Here is a 17,280-nt window from a genome sequence, read left to right on the forward strand (position 1 = left end):
CCGTCAGCCGTCAGCCGTCAGCCCGCGTGTCCGCGGGCCCGTCCGTCCGCCCGGTCGTCTCCGGGAGGTCGAAGCGGGCCAGGTCACGCAGCCAGGTGCGGGCCGAACTGTCGGACGGCGCCCGCCAGTCGCCGCGCGGCGAGAGCGAACCGCCGGCCGAGACCTTCGGCCCGTTGGGCATGGCCGAGCGCTTGAACTGCGCGAACCCGAAGAAGCGGCGGCAGAACACCTCAAGCCAGCGCCGGATCTCCGGCAGGTCGTACGCGACCCGCTCGGCCTCGGGGAAGCCGGGCGGCCAGGCACCGCCGTCCGGGTCGTGCCACGCGTGCCAGGCCAGGAAGGCGATCTTCGACGGCCGGAAGCCGTAGCGCAGTACGTGGAAGAGGGTGAAGTCGTGCAGCGCGTACGGGCCGATCTTCGACTCGGTGGACTGCATCTCCTCGCCCGGCACCAGCTCCGGACTGATCTCCGTGTCGAGGATCGCGGCGAGCGTCCGGTCGGTGTCCTCGCCGAACTGGTGGCTGCCGATGACCCAGCGGATCAGATGCTGGATCAGCGTCTTCGGCACACCCGAGTTGACGTTGTAGTGGCTCATCTGGTCGCCCACGCCGTACGTGGACCATCCGAGCGCCAGCTCCGACAGGTCACCGGTGCCGAGCACGATGCCGCCGCGCTGGTTGGCGAGCCGGAAGAGGTAGTCGGTGCGCAGACCTGCCTGCACGTTCTCGAAGGTGACGTCGTACACCGGCTCGCCGGAGGCGAAGGGGTGCTCCATCTCCTTCAGCATCAGCCGGGCGGTCGGCGTGATGTCCAGCTCGGCCGCGGTGACACCGAGGGAACGCATCAGCTCGTGCGCGTTGCCCTTGGTGTGGTCGCTGGTGGCGAAGCCGGGCAGGGTGAAGGCGAGGATGTCGCCGCGCGGGCGGCCCGCCCGGTCCATCGCGCGGGCGGCGACGATCAGCGCGTGCGTGGAGTCGAGCCCGCCGGACACCCCGATGACCACCTTCGGGCCACCGATCGCCGCGAGCCGCTGCTGGAGCCCCGCGACCTGGATGTTGTAGGCCTCGTAACAGTCCTGGGCCAGCCGGTCGGGGTCCGCCGGCACGAACGGGAAGCGCTCGATGCGGCGCCGCAGGCCCAGGTCGCCGGCCGGCGGGTCGAGCCGGAACGACAGGGTCTGGAAATCGGCGGTGCGGGCGGTGTGGGTACGCCGGTTGTCGTCGAAGCTGCCCGTCCGGCTCCGCTCCTGCCGCAGCAGGTCGAGGTCGACGTCCGCCACGGCGAACTGGTCGTCGAGCGGGAAGCGGTCGGACTCGGCCAGCAGCGCCCCGTTCTCGTAGATCATGGTCTGGCCGTCCCAGGACAGGTCGGTGGTCGACTCGCCCAGTCCGGCCGCCGCGTAGACGTACGCGGCGATGCAGCGTGAGGACGCCGAACGGCACATCAGCTTGCGGTCCTCGGCCCGGCCCACGGTGATCGGACTGCCGGAGAGGTTGGCGAGGACGGTGGCGCCCGCCAGCGCCGCCTCGGCACTCGGCGGCACCGGCACCCACATGTCCTCGCAGATCTCCGCGTGCAGCACGAGTCCCGGTACGTCCTCGGCGGCGAACAGCAGGTCCACCCCGAACGGCACCGACTCCCCGCCGACCCGGATCGTGCCGCCGCGCTCGTCGTCGCCGGAGGCGATCTGCCGACGCTCGTAGAACTCCCGGTAGTTCGGCGGGTACGACTTGGGCACGACCCCGAGGACCCGGCCCCGGTGCACCACCACCGCGCAGTTGTAGACCCGGTTGCGGTGCCGCAGCGGGGCGCCCACGACCAGGACCGGCAGGAGCTGCGCCGACCCCGTCACCACCTCCTGGAGCGCCGTCTCCACCTGGTCGAGCAGCGCGTCCTGCAGCAGCAGGTCCTCGATCGAGTAGCCGCACAGCCCCATCTCCGGGAAGACGGCGACGGCGACGCCCTCCCCGTCGCACCTGCGTGCCTGCCGCAGCACGGCCTCGGCGTTGGCGTGCGGGTCCGCGATGACGGTGTGGCCCGTGCAGGCGGCGACGCGTGCGAAGCCGTGCTGGTAGAGGGACCGGAACTCCGGCGGCTGCTGGGGAGAAGGGTGAAGTCGAGGCACCCGCCCAGTGTAATCGTCAGACCGACGCGATGGGGTCCCGGACCCCGCCGGACACCCCGGCCGCCGTACGTCCGACATGTGTCCCGGCCCCCGTACCCCTCCCGCACGCACGAGCGCGCCCGCCTCCCGGAGGAGGCGGGCGCGCCCGGCGGACGTCCGTGGAGCGGACGTCAGCGGTGGTGCTTGGTGGTGGCGTACGACTCGACGTAGCCGTTCGCGGGCGAGCCCACGCCGGTGACGTCGTCGTAGCCCTTCACGGCCTTCAGCGAGCTGTCCTGGCCGAGGCTGCGGACCGAGGTGGCCACACCGTCGGCCGCGTCGAAGCCGTTGACGAAGTCGACACGGGCCACGGCGTACTGCTTGCCGCCGGGCGTGTCGGTCACGTCGTGGTACGCCTTCGAACCGGCCTTGGCGTAGATCGACGGGTTGGCGAAACCGATCGCCTTGCCGCCGCGCGCCTCCTGGGCGAGCGCCTGGACGGCCGCGATCACCGGAGCCGCCAGCGAGGTGCCGCCGATCCGGTACTCGCTGTACTGCTCCGTCCCGTCCGGGAAGGTCTGCGTCTGGCCGACCTTGAAACCGGTGTTGGGGTCGGCGATCGCCGAGATGTCCGGGACGACCCGGTTACCCGCCGCGTTGTTGGCCTTGGCCAGCGCGTTCGGGACGACGCCCTTCTGGTAGTAGGGCGCCGCCACGGTCTTGCTGGTGCCACCGCCCGCACCCGAGGTGAACGCGCCCGGGAACCCGGTCCAGCTCTTGCCGTCCTCGGACAGCGTGGCCTTCTCGGTGCCCCAGCCGGTCTCGAACAGGTACGCGTCGTTCTTGCCGACCGCCAGCGAGGTACCGCCGACCGCCGTCACCCACGCCGAGTTGGCCGGGGTGTCGACCTGCTTCGTACCGGTGTTGGCGACCTCGTCGCCGTTGTCACCGGAGGAGAAGTAGAAGCCGATGCCCTCGACCGCGCCGAACTGGAACGTCTGGTCGTAGGCCGCGGCCAGGTCCGGGGTCTGGTTGGCCTCGATGTCGCCCCACGAGTTGGAGACGATGTCGGCCAGGTGCCCGTCGACGATCTTGTTGAGCGAGTCGAGCAGATCGTCGTCGTAGCAGGAGGCGGCACCCACGTACGTGATGCTCGCGCCCGGCGCGACCGCGTGCACGGCCTCGACGTCGAGGGTCTCCTCGCCGTACCAGCCGGCCGCCCCGCACTCCTCGGTCTTCGTGTACTTCTTGGGCAGCACCTGACGGAGCTGACCGCTGGAGTACGCGGCGTCGCCGTGCTTGCCGGCGTAGGTGGCGGCGTCGAACGCGATGGTCGGCGAGGCGTACGCGTCGGTGATGGCGACCCGCACGTTCTTGCCGGTGCGCTTGCCCGCTCCGTACGCCGCCCGCAGCTGCTTGCCGGTGTAGCCCTGGACGGCGTACGGGATCTTCGTTCCGTACGCGTCCGGCAGCGTGCTCGCGGTCTTCGAGCCGTAGTACGAGGAGAACGGCCCGGAGTTCTTGAACACCGCGTCCGGAGGCGGCAGTTGATCGGCGTGCTGCGCCTTGTGCGGTGCGTTGTCCAGGCCGGTGACGGTCAGGACGGCGCCGTTCAGGGCGGCGGGCGCGGAAGCCGTCTTCGACGGCGCCCGGTAAACCTTCTTGCCCTTGGTGTAGTTGTGGAGCTGGGTGCCGAACGCCTTCTCGGCGGCGGCCACGTCACCGGTGACGGAGACGTAGTGCTCCGTCGTTCCGGTGACCTTCAGGCCCGCCGACTTCAGCCAGGTGGTCACCGCGGTGACCTGGGCCTTGGTGGCGCCGAAACGTGACTGCGCCTTCTTGGTGCTGAGGTATTTCCCGTACGAAGCCGAGTGCGGGTCGGACACGGCCCTGGCGTACGCCGCCAGGCCCTTGGCGTCCCGTCCGGCGAAGTACACCCGGGCCGAGACCTGGGAGCTGTCGGAAGCCGCTCCCTTGTCCGCGTGGGCCGTGGCCCACGCGGGTTTGGTGCCCGCGAGCGTGTCCCGGCTCGGGCCGTCCGCGGCGGATGCCGCGGGTATGCCGAGCGCCAGCGCGCCGGCGAGCAGGGGCAGGGTCGCCGCCAGGCTCACTCCGGCGCGCGCGGTGGCGCGGTTGGATCTCATAGAACCCCCTGCGATGCGATTCGTCGCATGTAGTGGTTGCGGTGATCCACGCGAAAGCCCCACGTCCTGCCGGAGCGTGAGGAATGGATCACAGATGGGGGCCACTCTTACGGTGAACCGTTCATGCCAGGGGAATGAAAAAGCCAAGGAAAGACCAAGTGGCAGCAATTGGCGATCATTTGGGATGGTTTGAATGGGGCCCTTGCGCATAGTCGAGGGTTTTCCCTCGGTCCCGTCCCGGGGTCTGTAAAGGGGTGGCCGACTTCTGTAAGCGGATCGAGTCCCCGCTGCGTGTTGGGGGTGTGAAGCAGCTGGAGTTCGAAGAGTTCTACCGGAGCGGACGGGACGTCTGCCTGCGGGCGGTCCTCGCCGCGGTGGGCGACCGTCAGCTGGCCGAGGACCTCGTGGCCGAGGCGTTCGCCAGGGCCTGGGCCGCCTGGCCGCGGGTCCGCGGCCATCCCGCCCCCCGCGCGTGGATCGTCCGGACGGCACTCAACACCCGTATCTCGTGGTGGCGTCGGCGACGGCACGAGGTCGCGCTCGGCGACCACGACGGCCGGGACGGCGCGGCCGCGGAGTCCGGCGGCGCCGGGCTCGACCCCGCGCTGCTGGCGGTACTGCGCGAACTGCCGCGCAGACAGCGGGAGGTCGTCGCCCTGCGGGTCTTCCTCGATCTCGACACGGCGACCACGGCGAAGACCCTCGGGATCGCTCCCGGAACCGTCACCGCCCATCTGGCACGGGCCGTCGGGACACTCCGCGGCCACCTCGTCACCCTCGACACACCGGAGGCAGGATCATGAACGGAACCGACGACAAGGACGTCCTGGACGCCCTGAGGGGCTCGCTCGACGACATCACCATGGCGGTGCCCGTCGAGCGGATCGTGGCCGAGGGCCGCGCGGCCCGGCGGCGCCGCCGGGTGGCCGTCGCGGCCGTGGGTGTCACCGCGGCCGTGGGCCTCGCGCTCGGCGCGCCGGGCTACGGCCACCCGTCCACCGCGCCGCCCACGGGCGGGAACACCGAGGCCGTCGCGTTCACCGTTGCCAAGCGCTCGGACGGCACGGTCGCGGTGACCTGGACCAAGGAGCAGTACTTCAAGAACCCGGCGGGACTTCAGAAGGCGCTGCGGGCGGCGGGATTCCCCGTCCTCGTGAAGACCGGGGTGTTCTGCAAGGGCCCGGACGACCACACCCAGGTCGACGAGCACGGCTCGGGAGCGGGGGTCGACAAGGTCGTGAAACGGGAGCGGCGCGGCGACGGCAGCGTCGTCTTCATCTACGACCCGGCGGCCATGCCCGCCCACACCCAGCTCTTCATCGGCTACCTGAACAAGGCCCAGCTCGCCGTCACCCACGGCCGGCCCGGCTCGATGGAGCGGCTCGTACCGAGCGGCGTCGCCCTGAAGTGCGGTACCGACTGGCGCGGTTGACCATGCGGCGCAGGGGGTGAACGGGTTCGGGGCAGCGCCTCGGACCCGTTCCGCACACCTGCCCGCTGTCCGCGAGGCGGACGCACCCGGGTCCCGGCTCAGGACCTGGCCTGGAACCCCAGGACCTGTCCGGCTGGTCAGGCCCTAGTCGCGGGCCTTCGCGTCCCGGGCCTTCAGCATGTCGGCCATCAACGTGATCTCCGACTGCTGGGCGTCGACCATGCCCTGCGCGAGCCGCTTCTCCACGCCGACGGCGCACTTGGCGACACAGCCCTCGGCCATGTGGATACCGCCCTTGTGGTGATCGGTCATCAGCTGGAGGTAGAGGACCTCGGCCTGCTTCCCGTCGAGCGTGCCGAGCCGCTTCATCTCGGTGTTGGTGGCCATGCCCGGCATCAGCGAGCCGTCCTTCCCGGACGCCATGTCACCCATGCCCATCCAGGTCATCGGCGGGTCCGGGGACACCTTCGGCAGCTCCCACAGGTCGAGCCAGCCGAGCAGCATGCCCCGCTGGTTGGCCTGGGTCTGGGCGATGTCGTACGCGAGGCGCCGTACCTCCACGTCCTTGGTGCGGTCCCGCACGATGTAGGACATCTCGACGGCCTGCTGATGGTGGACCGCCATGTCCCGGGCGAAGCCCGCGTCCGCGGAGTCCGCGGCGGGCGTCCGCGTCCCGGAGCCGCCGCCGTCGGCGACCGCGTACGTGATCGCCCCGGCCGCGACGAGCACGGTCGCCGTGGCACCCGCGATCCACCCGATGTGCCTCACTGGGACAGGCCGTTGGTGCAGGCCGCGCCCGGCTCGGGAGTCTGCTTGCCCTGCACGAACTCCGAGAGGAACGCGTCGACGTTCTTGTCCTTCGCGCCGGTCACCGAGCGCTGCTTGCCCCATGCGCTCAGCATGATCGGGTCCTTCTGGTCCTCGACCGGGCTCATCAGCGTGTACGGGGTCTTCTCGACCTTCGCCGCGAGCGCCTTCACATCGGCCTCGGACGCCTTGCTGTTGTACGTCACCCACACCGCGCCGTGCTCCAGGGAGTGCACGGCGTTCATGTTGTTGACGGCCTTGGTGTAGACGTCGCCGTTGCAGTTCATCCACACCTGGTTGTGGTCACCGCCGACCGGCGGCTCCATCGCGTACGTCACGGTCTTCGAGACGTGGTTGCGCGTCAGGCTGCCCTTCCAGGTGTTCACCCCGTCCGCGCCCGTGACGAAGTGTCCCGACGGCTGCTTCGAGTCGCTCGCCGTGTCCTTCTTGCCGTTGTCCGACTGCGACTGGACGAGCACGACAGCACCGGCGACAAGACCGGCGACGACGACCGTGCTGGCCGCGATCACGAGGAACCGGTTGCGCCGCTCACGGGCGCGCTCGGCGCGGCGCAGCTCCTCGATGCGGTCCTTGCGCGATCCGGTGCTGGTGTTCTTGGCGGAACCCATGGTGAGTCCTTATGAGGATGGGACGGGCGGGTGCGCCGATCGTAATCGGGCAGGGAGGGGCGTCGGCAGGGAGGGCGCGGGATTGGCCCAGGGAATGCACGGGATTGGCCGAAGGAGTGGGTGGGCGAGGGCGGGGTGGAGGTGCGCGGGGCGGATGCGAACCGCCCCCGGACCCGAGCCGTCCCCGGACCCGGACCGTCCCCGGACCCGAACCGGAAGAAAATTTGAACCGGAGATGCGCATTACCTACCCTGTCGGGTATGCGGCTGCTGCGCTCCACCGACCTGGCTCTTCGCGTCCTGATGCGACTGGCCGTCGTCGGCGACTCGACGCCCACCACGCGCGAGGTCGCGGACGACATGAGGGTTCCCTACACGCACACCGCCAAGGTCGTCGCCGAACTCCAGCACCTCGGGCTGCTCGACGCCCGGCGCGGCAGGGGAGGCGGTCTCACGCTCACCGAGAAGGGGCGCGCGGAGTCCGTCGGAGCGATCGTGCGCGTCTTCGAGGGAGAGGGTGACGTCGTCGAGTGCGAGGGCGACACGCCGTGCCCGCTCGTCTCGGCGTGCCGGCTGCGGGGCGCCCTGCGGCGGGCCCAGGAGGCCTTCTACGCCACCCTGGACCCGCTGACCATCGCCGACGTCGTCGCCGAGCCGACCGGGCCCGTGCTGCTGGGCATCACCCGCAGGCCGTAGCGGATCCGGACCGGTCCGAACGGCACCCCTTTGGGCCCGCGGCCGGCCGGAGGTCCGGTGCGGGCCCTGGCGCCCTGGCCCTGAGCTGGTCAGGGGTACGGTCCGGCTCAGCCCTGGGCCAGCCAGAGGTCCGGTCCGAACACCTCGTAGTGGATGTCGGAGGCGGGCACGCCCTTGTCGAGGAGCTGGGTCCGTACCGCGCGCATGAAGGGCAGCGGGCCGCACAGGTAGGCGTGCGTGCCCGGTCGCACGGTCACTCCGGAGAGGTCGACCAGACCGGTCCGCTCGGCGGGGTGGCCGGGCTCGGGCCGCTCGTACCAGAAGTGGGTCTCCGCGTCGGCGAGCTTGCCCGCGAACGCCTCGTGGTCGGCGCGCAGCGCGTGCTCGGCGGGGGAGCGGTCGGCGTGCACCACGGTGACCGGGGCCTTGTGGCCGGAGATCGTGAGCTGCTCCAGCATGGCGATCATCGGGGTGACACCGATGCCCGCCGAGGCGAGGAGGAGGGGGGCGTCCGTGTCGTCGAGGACCAGGTCGCCGTAAGGCGCGGAGACCTCCAGGACGCTGCCCTCGCGGACGTGGGCGTGCAGATGGTTGGAGACCTCGCCCTCGGGGCTGCTCACGCCGGCGTTCTCGTCCGCGGGCACCCGCTTGACGCTGATCTGGCGCACCGGGGAACCGGGCGCGCTGGAGAGGCTGTACTGACGGATCTGGCGGGCGCCGTCCGGGAGCTCCACGCCGACCGAGACGTACTGGCCCGCGCGGAAGTCCGGCAGGGCTCCGCCGTCGGCCGGGCGGATCCGGAAGGTGGCGACGTCGGCGGTCTCCTCGACGCGCTCGGTGACCACCCAGGGGTGCAGGGCCCCGTCGTCCGCGTTCTCGTCGTACAGGCGCTTCTCGATGGCGATCAGGGCGTTCGCCATGAGCCAGTACACCTCGTCCCAGGCGGCGGCGACCTCCGCGGTGACCGCGTCGCCGAGCACCTCGACGATGGCGGCGAACAGGTGCTCGTGCACGACCTTGTACTGCTCGGGCGCGACACCCAGGGAGGCGTGCTTGTGGGCGATGCGGCTCAGCATCGCGTCGGGCCGCTCGTCGGGGTGGCCGACCAGGTAGGTCGCGAAGCCGGCGATGGATCCCGCGAGGGCCTGGCGCTGGGTGCCCGCGGCCTGGTTGCCGCGGTTGAACAGGTCCCGGAGCAACTCGGGGTGGGCGCTGAACAGCCGGGAGTAGAAGCGCTCGGTGATCTCACCGATGGCGGCGCCGACCACGGGGAGAGTCGCGCGCACGGTGGCAGCGGATTGTTCGGACAGCATCAGGACTCCTCAAAGCCGGGGCCGGAGCGGTGGGTTGCACCTCTCCGCATGGATCGCACACTAATAAAACTTGCATCTGAGATGCAAATTTAAAAACGAGGGACGGGTGAGTACCGGCCGGCCCTTACGGGTGCGCGTGTGAGCAGGCAGTATGTGCGGCAGAGCAGGACACCTTCCGTACGCGAGGCGTTCAGGCCGAGGTCGCCCGGCCGATCATGGTCCGCAACGCGCATGAAATGGTGTTGTGGTGGGATGCTCAGGTGCGCCGATCGTCTTCGAGGCGTGGGAGCAGGCGGCCTGACCAGCAAGGATGGGTGGAAGCGGAAGATGGACAAGCAGCAGGAGTTCGTGCTCCGGACACTGGAGGAGCGTGACATCCGGTTCGTACGTCTGTGGTTCACGGACGTACTCGGCTTCCTCAAGTCGGTGGCCGTGGCCCCGGCCGAGCTGGAACAGGCCTTCGACGAGGGCATCGGCTTCGACGGCTCGGCCATCGAGGGCTTCGCCCGCGTGTACGAGTCCGACATGATCGCCAAGCCGGACCCGGGCACCTTCCAGGTCCTGCCCTGGCGTGCCGAGGCCCCCGGCACGGCCCGCATGTTCTGCGACATCCTGATGCCGGACGGGTCGCCGTCCTTCGCGGACCCGCGCTACGTCCTCAAGCGCGCCCTCAACAAGACCTCGGACCTGGGTTTCACCTTCTACACCCACCCCGAGATCGAGTTCTTCCTGCTGAAGGACCGCCCGCTGGACGGCTCGCGGCCCACCCCGGCCGACAACTCCGGCTACTTCGACCACACCCCGCAGAACGTCGGCCAGGACTTCCGGCGCCAGGCCATCACGATGCTGGAGTCGATGGGCATCTCGGTCGAGTTCAGCCACCACGAGGGCGCCCCCGGCCAGCAGGAGATCGACCTGCGCTACGCCGACGCGCTCTCCACGGCCGACAACATCATGACCTTCCGGCTGATCATGAAGCAGGTCGCGCTGGAGCAGGGCGTGCAGGCCACCTTCATGCCGAAGCCGTTCTCGGAGTACCCGGGCAGCGGCATGCACACCCACCTCTCCCTCTTCGAGGGCGACCGCAACGCGTTCTACGAGTCGGGCTCGGAGTACCAGCTCTCCAAGGTCGGACGCTCCTTCATCGCCGGCCTCCTGAAGCACGCCGGGGAGATCTCCGCCGTCACCAACCAGTGGGTCAACTCCTACAAGCGCATCTGGGGCGGCTCGGAGCGCACCGCGGGCGCCGGCGGCGAGGCTCCCTCGTACATCTGCTGGGGCCACAACAACCGCTCCGCCCTCGTCCGCGTGCCGATGTACAAGCCCGGCAAGACAGGCTCGGCACGGGTCGAGGTCCGCTCGATCGACTCGGGCGCGAACCCGTACCTCGCCTACGCGCTGCTCCTGGCCGCGGGCCTGAAGGGCATCGAGGAGGGCTACGAGCTCCCGCCGGGCGCCGACGACGACGTCTGGGCCCTCTCCGACGGCGAGCGTCGTGCCATGGGCATCGAGCCCCTCCCGCAGAACCTCGGCGAGGCCCTGACGCTCATGCAGCGCAGCGAACTCGTCGCCGAGACCCTCGGCGAGCACGTCTTCGACTTCTTCCTGCGCAACAAGAAGGCGGAGTGGGAGGAGTACCGCAGCGAGGTCACCGCCTTCGAGCTGCGGAAGAACCTGCCGGTGCTGTAGGGGCGGGTCAGGGCAGGTTTTCTGACGTGCAGCACGCGGGGCCCGCGGTCGATGACCGCGGGCCCCGCGGCCGTCCTCACCGCCCCTGGGCCGTCTGTGGGCCCGTCCGCCCCGGAAACGCGGCCCTCGTACGTGCTGTCCACGGCCTTCCGGGCGCGGCCTTCGCTGCTCGGCGGCAGGTGCGTACGGACCCGGAGCGTGAAGCCAGGGTCCGTGCGCCTGACCGCGCCTTTTCCGTCGGTGCGGAGGAACGGCAGACGCTTCGTGACGGGGCGCCATCCGGGCGAGGCCCTCGGCATATGCTCCTGCTCTCGGTGGGCCGGATGCCCATCACCCGGAGAGAGGTATGACATGATCACGCCAGGAGCGATCCCGAATGTGACTGATGAACGCCTGTGCTGGCTCGTCCTTCGCGACGAACTTCGCAAGAAGAGCAGCAAACTGGGCTTCCTCGGGTGGCTCACCGTGTTCACCAGCCGCCAGGCCGAGGGCGCCGAGATCGGCGCGGACGAGCGACGCGAGCGGCTGTCGGAGAGGATGACCAACTACTCGATCGCTGTGGACGCCTCCGCACAGACACTTTCTCCGGATGAGCGCCGGCACTTGCGGACCACCGCTCAAGTGCCCGACTGGTTCCGGCCGGACGTTCAGCGGCGGTACGAGGAGATCCGCAAACGCCGTTGACGCTGCATCGGCGCCACTGGCCTCGGCGTTCGCGGCGCAGGCGTTCGGCGGCAGCCTTGCCGTTGCCACCAATGACCATGGGCGGCCGATGAATCGCAGGTCGCCGGCGCCGTGGCGTGGATCGTTCGAGGTCGTCCGGCGTCGCGCGGATACGGGGCGGAGCCGGTCCGCAGAACGGGCGACGGGCCCGGGTCGCTTCTCGCGGTTCGGGCCCGTCGTCCGTCTGGTGTCGTGGTGCCGTCAGACGGTGGGGATCCCGCCGGCGTTCCGGACCTCGGACAGCGCCTTCTTTATGGTGACCTTCGCGAAGTAGCCGGCGCCGAAGAAGATGCACTGGACGACGTACCAGAACTTCTCGGCACCGGTCATCTCGACCAGCCCGTACTCGCTCAGCGCCTTCTTGACCGGGACCTTCTGCATGTAGGCGGCACCGAAGTAGATGCAACCGAGGATGTACCAGAACTTCTCCGCCGAGGTGGTGGAGCCCTGTCCGAGGTACTGACGTTCTGCCATGACGCTCTCTGCCTTCCGATGACCGTGGGGTCCGGGGAGGCGCGCCGGTCCGGCCCCTTGCGGGCAGCCTCGGGCGGCAGCCGCGCGCAGGCGCGGACGCCCGGGCACGCTGAGGCCCGACTTGAGACGGCGTGGGTGATGCGCATGTGTCACGGTGCCGGTCGTCAAGCAGGCCGGCCGCCCCCCGAATGCGCAAGCCGCAGCTTAGGGCATTGATCGTCGTCTTGAATATGCCCGAGTCATGAGTGAGTCATGAGCGTTACCTGGAGTCGGGCGGCGGCGTTCTCCCGCTTCATTTCCGTACGGTCGCACAACCCTCGGCGCCTCTCGGGTGTCCAGTACGTGACCGGATGGTTGACCTCCGGTCGTCGTCCGTCCGGTTCCGGCGAGGAGACCCAACCGTGCGCCAGCGCATCCGCCTGTCACACCTTCGTAAGCCGGCGGCATTCGTGACCGCCGCGTTCGCCGCGGCCGTTCCCTCGCTCGCCGCGGCCCCGGCGTACGCCGATCCGGGTGAGGCCTCCCTGGAGATGTCGACTCTGCCGAGCGCGTCCCCCGAGCCCGGCGACGTGTACGACAAGAACGTCGTCATCACCAACAAGGGCACCGCGGCCGCGGACGGTTTCACCTTCCGGGTCCGGCTGACTCGGGGGCTCGACTTCCCCGAGGACGTGAAGGGCTGCACCTACTCGACCATCGCGGACCAGGTCAGGCAGGCCCTCTGCGAGCTCGACACGGTCATCGAGCCCGGTGCCTCGGTCGAGACGCCCGTGCGGTTCAAGGCGCTGCCCAAGGCGCTGATGGAGGCGGTCGAGTACGGCACCTCGGCCACGGGCGCGGCCCCGGGCGAGGGATTCACCGAGAGCTACCGGCGGCTGACCCTGACCGCCGACAGCTCGGCCGACCTCGTGGCCGTCGGTGAGGACACCGAAGCCCTCGCCGGCGGTCAGCAGTCCATCAACGTGCAGCTCCGCAACGACGGCCCCGGCTGGATCCGGAACCAGACGAGCGACGACCAGCCGGCGCTCATGGTGCGGATACCCAAGGGCACGACCGCCTCCGTGGTTCCCCGGGACTGCCGGCCGTTCGGGATCGACGGCCCGGACGCGCCCGGGGGGACGCCGGGCAGGGCCACGTACGTCTGCTCGCCCGACGACCACACCATCGAGGTCGGCGAGGCCCTCACGTACACCTTCATGCTGGACGTCGCGAAGGGCACGAAGACCACCGACGGCTCGGTGAAGGCGACCTCCGTCCACGACATCCACCCGGCCTTCGACAAGAACCCGGCCAACGACACGGCCAAGATCCACGTCGCCGTCCCCACCGACAACGAGGAGGACCCGAGCCCGTCGGCGTCCGCCACCTCCCCGGGGACCTCCTCCGGTGGCAACGACCCCGAGGGCCGGTCCACCGGAGGCTCCGGCAGTACGGGCTCCACCGGCTCCACGTCGGCCGGCTCCACGACCGGCGGCTCCACCACCGGCTCGGCCGACGGCAGCCTGGCGAGCACCGGCTCCGACGGCACCCCGCTCCTCGCCGGCGCCGCGGTCGCCACGGCCGCCCTCGGAGGCGGCCTGGTCCTGGCCGTCCGCCGTCGCCGCGCCGTCTGATCCGGACGGCGGACGGCGGACGACCGGGCCCTAACGCACGTACGCGGGTGACACGGCCGCGGTGCTGACGCGCCGCGGCTTTCCCGTGCCGTCGGACGGGAGTGTCCACAGGTCGGCCCCGTAGTCGCCGGGGAGGGCGTAGAGGAGGGTGTGGCCGTCGCGCCAGACCACCTGGTCGTCGACGCTGCGGGGCTCGGCGAGCGCCGTTTCGTGTCCCGTGCGCAGATCCAGGACGTACAGATGCCAAGGAGCGTCCTTGGGAAGGCCCTTGACCCGCTTCTTGAAGGCGACCCGGGTGCCGTCGGGGGAGAGGGACGGGCACTCCACGTTCGTGTGCAGGGTGGTGACGGTGCGGGCGGCCAGGTCGCCGCGGACCAGGTAGGTCGTGCCGTGCGTGGCCATGGTGGCGTAGAACCCGCGGTCGTCGTCCGTGAACGTGACACCCCAGAAGTTGACGTCGGCCGACCGGTAGGTCCTGCCGTCCTTCACCACCCGGTACGCCTCCAGGGACGGCGTCAGCCTCCCCGTGCGGGTGTCGACGATCGCCGCCCGGGTGGAGAAGTTCGTGCCCGCGTAGGAGTCGCCGCCCACGAACGCGGTCCAGGCGGCGTACCGGCCGCTGGGCGAGACGCGGGCGCGGGACGGGATGCCGGGCACGTCGTAGCGGGCCCTGATGTGCAGAGCGGCGTCGAGGATCACCGCCCGGTAGGTGTCCTGGACCGTGCCGCGCACCGCCTGGAGGCACACCCCGGTGCCCGAAGCGGCGTAGAAGCGCAGGCACTTGACCTTGGACGCGGTGCGCGGACCCGACGGGTCGGACGCCGGGACGGACGTCAGCTCGTCGCGGTGCGGGCCCCACGCCATGTTCCGGAACACCAGCCGCCGGGAGTCGGTCAGGGAGACCGGCCCCGCGGTGATCCGCGGGCCGCCCGGCTGTGTCTGGTTCCGGCGCTCCGCGCGGGCCGAGGCGTGCAGCACGGAGGCCGTCGCGACGCCCGCCAGGACGAGCAGGGCCGAGACCAGGACCAGGATGCGGGTTCGCAGCGTCATACGAGGCCTTCTGAGGGAGTGCGGCGGACGGGGCGCAGGATCGTCGAGAACAGGGCGCACAGGGCGAGTGCCACGGCCGACGCCGTGAGCGCCGTACGGTCGCCCCACGCCGTCCAGGCCGCGCCGAAGGCGAGCGAGCAGACGAAACGGGCCAGCGCCTGCCCCGTCTGGACCAGCGCGAGCCCGGACGACCGCAGTTCCTCGGGCACGCTGTCCGAGGCCGCGGCCATGAGTACGCCGTCCGTCGCCGCGTAGAAGCCGCCGTGCAGGAACAGGACGGCGAACGGCAGCGCCGTACCGTGCCAGGACGTCAGCAGCAGGCCGTACGCGAGGAGCAGGGCGCCGTGACCGGCCAGGAACACCTGCCATCGGCCGGCCCGGTCCGCGAGCCGGCCCAGCGGTACCGCCAGCAGCAGGAACGCGGCGGCGGTGCCGACGGGCAGCAGCGCGAACCAGTGGTCCGGCACCCCGAGCCTGCGCTGGAGCAGCAGGAACACGAACGAGTCGCTGACGGTGGCGAGACCCAGCAGGAGCGCGCAGAGCGCGATCCCGCGCAGCTCCGGGCGGCGCAGCAGCGCGAGGGCGGCGCGCAGGGTGGGGCGGGGCTCGGCGCGGACGGAGGGCGCGGCGGTGGCCCCGGCCTCCGCAAGCGGACTCGGGGAGCCCGGGAGGCTTTCGGAGGCGATGCCCGGGGCTCGGGTGCCCCGTTCCCGGACGTCCAGGGTCGGGGCGGGGGAGGCCCCGGACCCCGGACGGGCGGCGGGCGCCGACGTCGGCGCCCGCCCCGTTCGCGTCGTCCGCGCGGCCGGACCGCCCGGCACGAACAGCACCAGGACCAGGACGCCCACGACGGCCACGCAGAAGCTCACCATGAAGACCGCGTCGTAGCCGTCGACGGTCGCCCGGAGGATCAGGAAGGCGACGAGCGGGCCCAGCAGGGCGCCCGCCGTGTCCATCGCGCGATGGACGCCGAAGGCGCGGCCGCGGGTCTCCGGGGTACTGGACAGCGAGATCAGGGCGTCGCGCGGGGCGGTGCGCAGGCCCTTGCCGGTGCGGTCGGCGGCGAGGATCAGGCCGATCGGGGTCAGGGTCTGGGCCACCAGGAGCAACGGTTTGCAGGCGGCCGAGAGGGCGTATCCCGCCCCCGCCACCCACTTGTGGCGGCCGCCGCCCCGGTCGGCGAGATGCCCCCCGACCAGGCGGACCAGCGCCGAGAAGCCGTTGTAGATCCCGTCGAGGAGTCCGAAGCCGAGGGGCGACAGGCCGAGTCCTGCCACCAGGTACAGGGGCAGGACCGCCGTCACCATCTCCGAGGAGACGTCGGTGATCAGGCTGACCGTGCCGAGTGCCAGCACCGTGGGAGCGACCGCGGCGACGCGCCGCCCGGCTTGTGGCCGGGCGGCGCTCTCCGTGGACGCCGCCGGAGTCTCCGGTGTACTGGCGCGGCTGTCCGCTACGTACATGTCAGGACGTCCAGATGCCCGTGATGTCCTTGCCGGAGGCCGCGTTGCCGGCGTGCGTGAGGCCGTGCATGTCCTCCAGGGTGCGCAGCAGGTCGTAGTGGTTGTAGGTGGTGGTGGAGGACGAACCCGCGGTCACCTGCTGGCCGTACAGCACCGTCGGGATCTTGTTGCCCGCGAGCCGGTTGTCCTCGTCGAAGGTGACGACGAGCAGGCTGTTGTGGGTCTTGGCCCAGGTGGCGTACGCGCCCAGGTTGTTCTTCAGCCAGGTGTCACCGGTGGACACCGAGCAGTCGTGCATGTCGCTGCACAGGTTCGGGACGACGAAGGAGACCTGCGGAAGCGTCGTGTAGTCCGTCGGGAACTGGGTGAACGTCTTGGCGCTGGACGTCGGTACGTTGCTGAAGCCGAACCAGGGGTTGTGCTTGCGGGCGTAGTTCCCGCTGCTGCACGTGGTCGAACCCTGGCTGGGCAGCGTCTCGTTGTAGCTGCCCCAGGTCTTGCCCGCGGCGATCAGCTCGGAGGCGAGGTTGGGGGCGGAGGAGAAGCCGGGCGTGTAGCAACTGTCGTCCGTGATGCCCTGGGTGGAGCCGGAGAACAGGGCGAAGTAGTTGGGCTGGCTCGGGTGCGTCTCGGCGTACGACTGGGAGAGGTTGGCCCCGCCGGTCTTGAGCGAGTTGATGTACGGGGCGCTGGAGGAGCCGATCACCTGGCTGTAGGCGTGGTTCTCGAAGACCACGACGACGACGTGGTCCGGGGTCGGGACCGCGGCCGCGGCGTGCGCGGGAGCCGAACCGGCGAAGCCCGTCCACAGCCCGACCGCGGCCGCGGTGAAGGCTAGGGCGGATGCCACGACGGCACGGCTGCGGGTGTACACGTTTCTGCCGGACACTTTCAGACCTCCGGTGGGGGGAGAGGCGACGGTGGCGGTGCGGACAGAGCATGCACACGCCAACATTCCCCGGGCTCACATCCCTCAACCGGCGGGGTGAAGAGCCGATGAACTACTGCCTTCCTGCCCTTTCCCCAGCCTCGCACGGACGTCGGTACGGGGCGCTACCGTGCGAACGAGAGTTAGGCTCGGGCCCGTACGGCCTTGATCGGACCGGTGAGCGGGACGGGACCGGGCGTACGGCATCGATCTACA

Annotated in this window: 15 protein-coding genes; 6 read left to right on the top strand and 9 right to left on the bottom strand. The window is 70.6% G+C overall.

From position 1 onward, the window contains the following. Nucleotides 1-10: 10 nt before the first annotated feature. Together OG780_RS29320 and OG780_RS29325 are read right to left on the bottom strand one after the other, a co-directional pair. Nucleotides 11-2,125 carry an NAD(+) synthase gene (locus tag OG780_RS29320; RefSeq protein WP_328453143.1) on the bottom strand — a complete coding sequence of 705 codons (2,115 nt, stop codon included), beginning with the start codon at nt 2,123-2,125 and terminating at the stop codon, nt 11-13. Nucleotides 2,126-2,295: 170 nt separating this feature from the next. Further along, nucleotides 2,296-4,248 (bottom strand): S53 family peptidase, encoded by a 1,953-nt coding sequence (locus OG780_RS29325; protein WP_328453145.1) that lies wholly within the window; start codon nt 4,246-4,248, stop codon nt 2,296-2,298. 302 nt (nt 4,249-4,550) lie between these two features. Here OG780_RS29325 and OG780_RS29330 point away from each other — a divergent pair, with 302 nt between their 5' ends. Together OG780_RS29330 and OG780_RS29335 are read left to right on the top strand one after the other, a co-directional pair. Beyond that, nucleotides 4,551-5,051: a sigma-70 family RNA polymerase sigma factor gene (locus OG780_RS29330; RefSeq protein ID WP_328453147.1), complete on the top strand. Its 501-nt coding sequence runs from the start codon at nt 4,551-4,553 to the stop codon at nt 5,049-5,051. After that, nucleotides 5,048-5,680 carry a hypothetical protein gene (locus OG780_RS29335; RefSeq protein WP_328453149.1) on the top strand — a complete coding sequence of 211 codons (633 nt, stop codon included), beginning with the start codon at nt 5,048-5,050 and terminating at the stop codon, nt 5,678-5,680. Before OG780_RS29330 ends, OG780_RS29335 begins: the two co-directional genes overlap by 4 nt. 144 nt (nt 5,681-5,824) lie before the next feature. On the opposite strand, the gene OG780_RS29340 is transcribed toward OG780_RS29335, so the two are convergent. Both OG780_RS29340 and OG780_RS29345 read right to left on the bottom strand, forming a co-directional pair. Beyond that, nucleotides 5,825-6,448, bottom strand: a complete 624-nt coding sequence (locus tag OG780_RS29340; RefSeq protein ID WP_328453151.1) for a DUF305 domain-containing protein — start codon at nt 6,446-6,448, stop codon at nt 5,825-5,827. Next, a complete protein-coding gene (locus OG780_RS29345; RefSeq protein ID WP_328453153.1) occupies nt 6,445-7,116 on the bottom strand; it encodes a DUF3105 domain-containing protein in 672 nt (223 codons plus the stop codon). Before OG780_RS29345 ends, OG780_RS29340 begins: the two co-directional genes overlap by 4 nt. Before the next feature lie 260 nt (nt 7,117-7,376). Between OG780_RS29345 and OG780_RS29350 the strand changes: the two genes are divergently transcribed. Then, nucleotides 7,377-7,811, top strand: coding sequence for an RrF2 family transcriptional regulator (locus tag OG780_RS29350; RefSeq protein WP_326788159.1), 435 nt, complete (start codon nt 7,377-7,379; stop codon nt 7,809-7,811). 107 nt (nt 7,812-7,918) lie between these two features. Here the strand turns inward: OG780_RS29350 and OG780_RS29355 are convergent, their stop codons facing one another. Further along, a complete protein-coding gene (locus OG780_RS29355) occupies nt 7,919-9,124 on the bottom strand; it encodes a globin domain-containing protein (protein ID WP_328453155.1) in 1,206 nt (401 codons plus the stop codon). A gap of 327 nt (nt 9,125-9,451) precedes the next feature. Here OG780_RS29355 and glnA point away from each other — a divergent pair, with 327 nt between their 5' ends. Both glnA and OG780_RS29365 read left to right on the top strand, forming a co-directional pair. After that, nucleotides 9,452-10,813, top strand: coding sequence for a type I glutamate--ammonia ligase (gene glnA, locus OG780_RS29360; RefSeq protein ID WP_328453157.1), 1,362 nt, complete (start codon nt 9,452-9,454; stop codon nt 10,811-10,813). A gap of 378 nt (nt 10,814-11,191) precedes the next feature. Beyond that, nucleotides 11,192-11,497 carry a hypothetical protein gene (locus OG780_RS29365; protein ID WP_328453159.1) on the top strand — a complete coding sequence of 102 codons (306 nt, stop codon included), beginning with the start codon at nt 11,192-11,194 and terminating at the stop codon, nt 11,495-11,497. 240 nt (nt 11,498-11,737) lie between these two features. Here the strand turns inward: OG780_RS29365 and OG780_RS29370 are convergent, their stop codons facing one another. After that, nucleotides 11,738-12,010, bottom strand: a complete 273-nt coding sequence (locus OG780_RS29370) for a hypothetical protein (protein ID WP_328453161.1) — start codon at nt 12,008-12,010, stop codon at nt 11,738-11,740. Between the two features lie 401 nt (nt 12,011-12,411). Between OG780_RS29370 and OG780_RS29375 the strand changes: the two genes are divergently transcribed. Beyond that, nucleotides 12,412-13,623, top strand: a complete 1,212-nt coding sequence (locus OG780_RS29375) for an LPXTG cell wall anchor domain-containing protein (protein WP_328453163.1) — start codon at nt 12,412-12,414, stop codon at nt 13,621-13,623. 30 nt (nt 13,624-13,653) lie between these two features. Here the strand turns inward: OG780_RS29375 and OG780_RS29380 are convergent, their stop codons facing one another. From OG780_RS29380 to OG780_RS29390, 3 genes are read right to left on the bottom strand one after another with little or no spacing between them, the layout of a single operon-like run. Continuing rightward, the gene (locus OG780_RS29380; RefSeq protein WP_328453165.1) at nt 13,654-14,673 is read right to left on the bottom strand and encodes a TolB family protein; all 1,020 of its coding nucleotides are present in this window, start codon (nt 14,671-14,673) and stop codon (nt 13,654-13,656) included. Beyond that, complete coding sequence (locus tag OG780_RS29385) at nt 14,670-16,136, bottom strand: MFS transporter (RefSeq protein WP_328453167.1); 1,467 nt, start codon at nt 16,134-16,136, stop codon at nt 14,670-14,672. Before OG780_RS29385 ends, OG780_RS29380 begins: the two co-directional genes overlap by 4 nt. 1 nt (nt 16,137) lies before the next feature. Continuing rightward, nucleotides 16,138-17,025, bottom strand: a complete 888-nt coding sequence (locus OG780_RS29390; protein WP_328453169.1) for an alkaline phosphatase family protein — start codon at nt 17,023-17,025, stop codon at nt 16,138-16,140. Nucleotides 17,026-17,280 lie beyond the last annotated feature (255 nt).

Origin of the sequence: Streptomyces sp. NBC_00386 (genome assembly GCF_036063235.1) — a bacterium.
Lineage (GTDB): Bacteria > Actinomycetota > Actinomycetes > Streptomycetales > Streptomycetaceae > Streptomyces.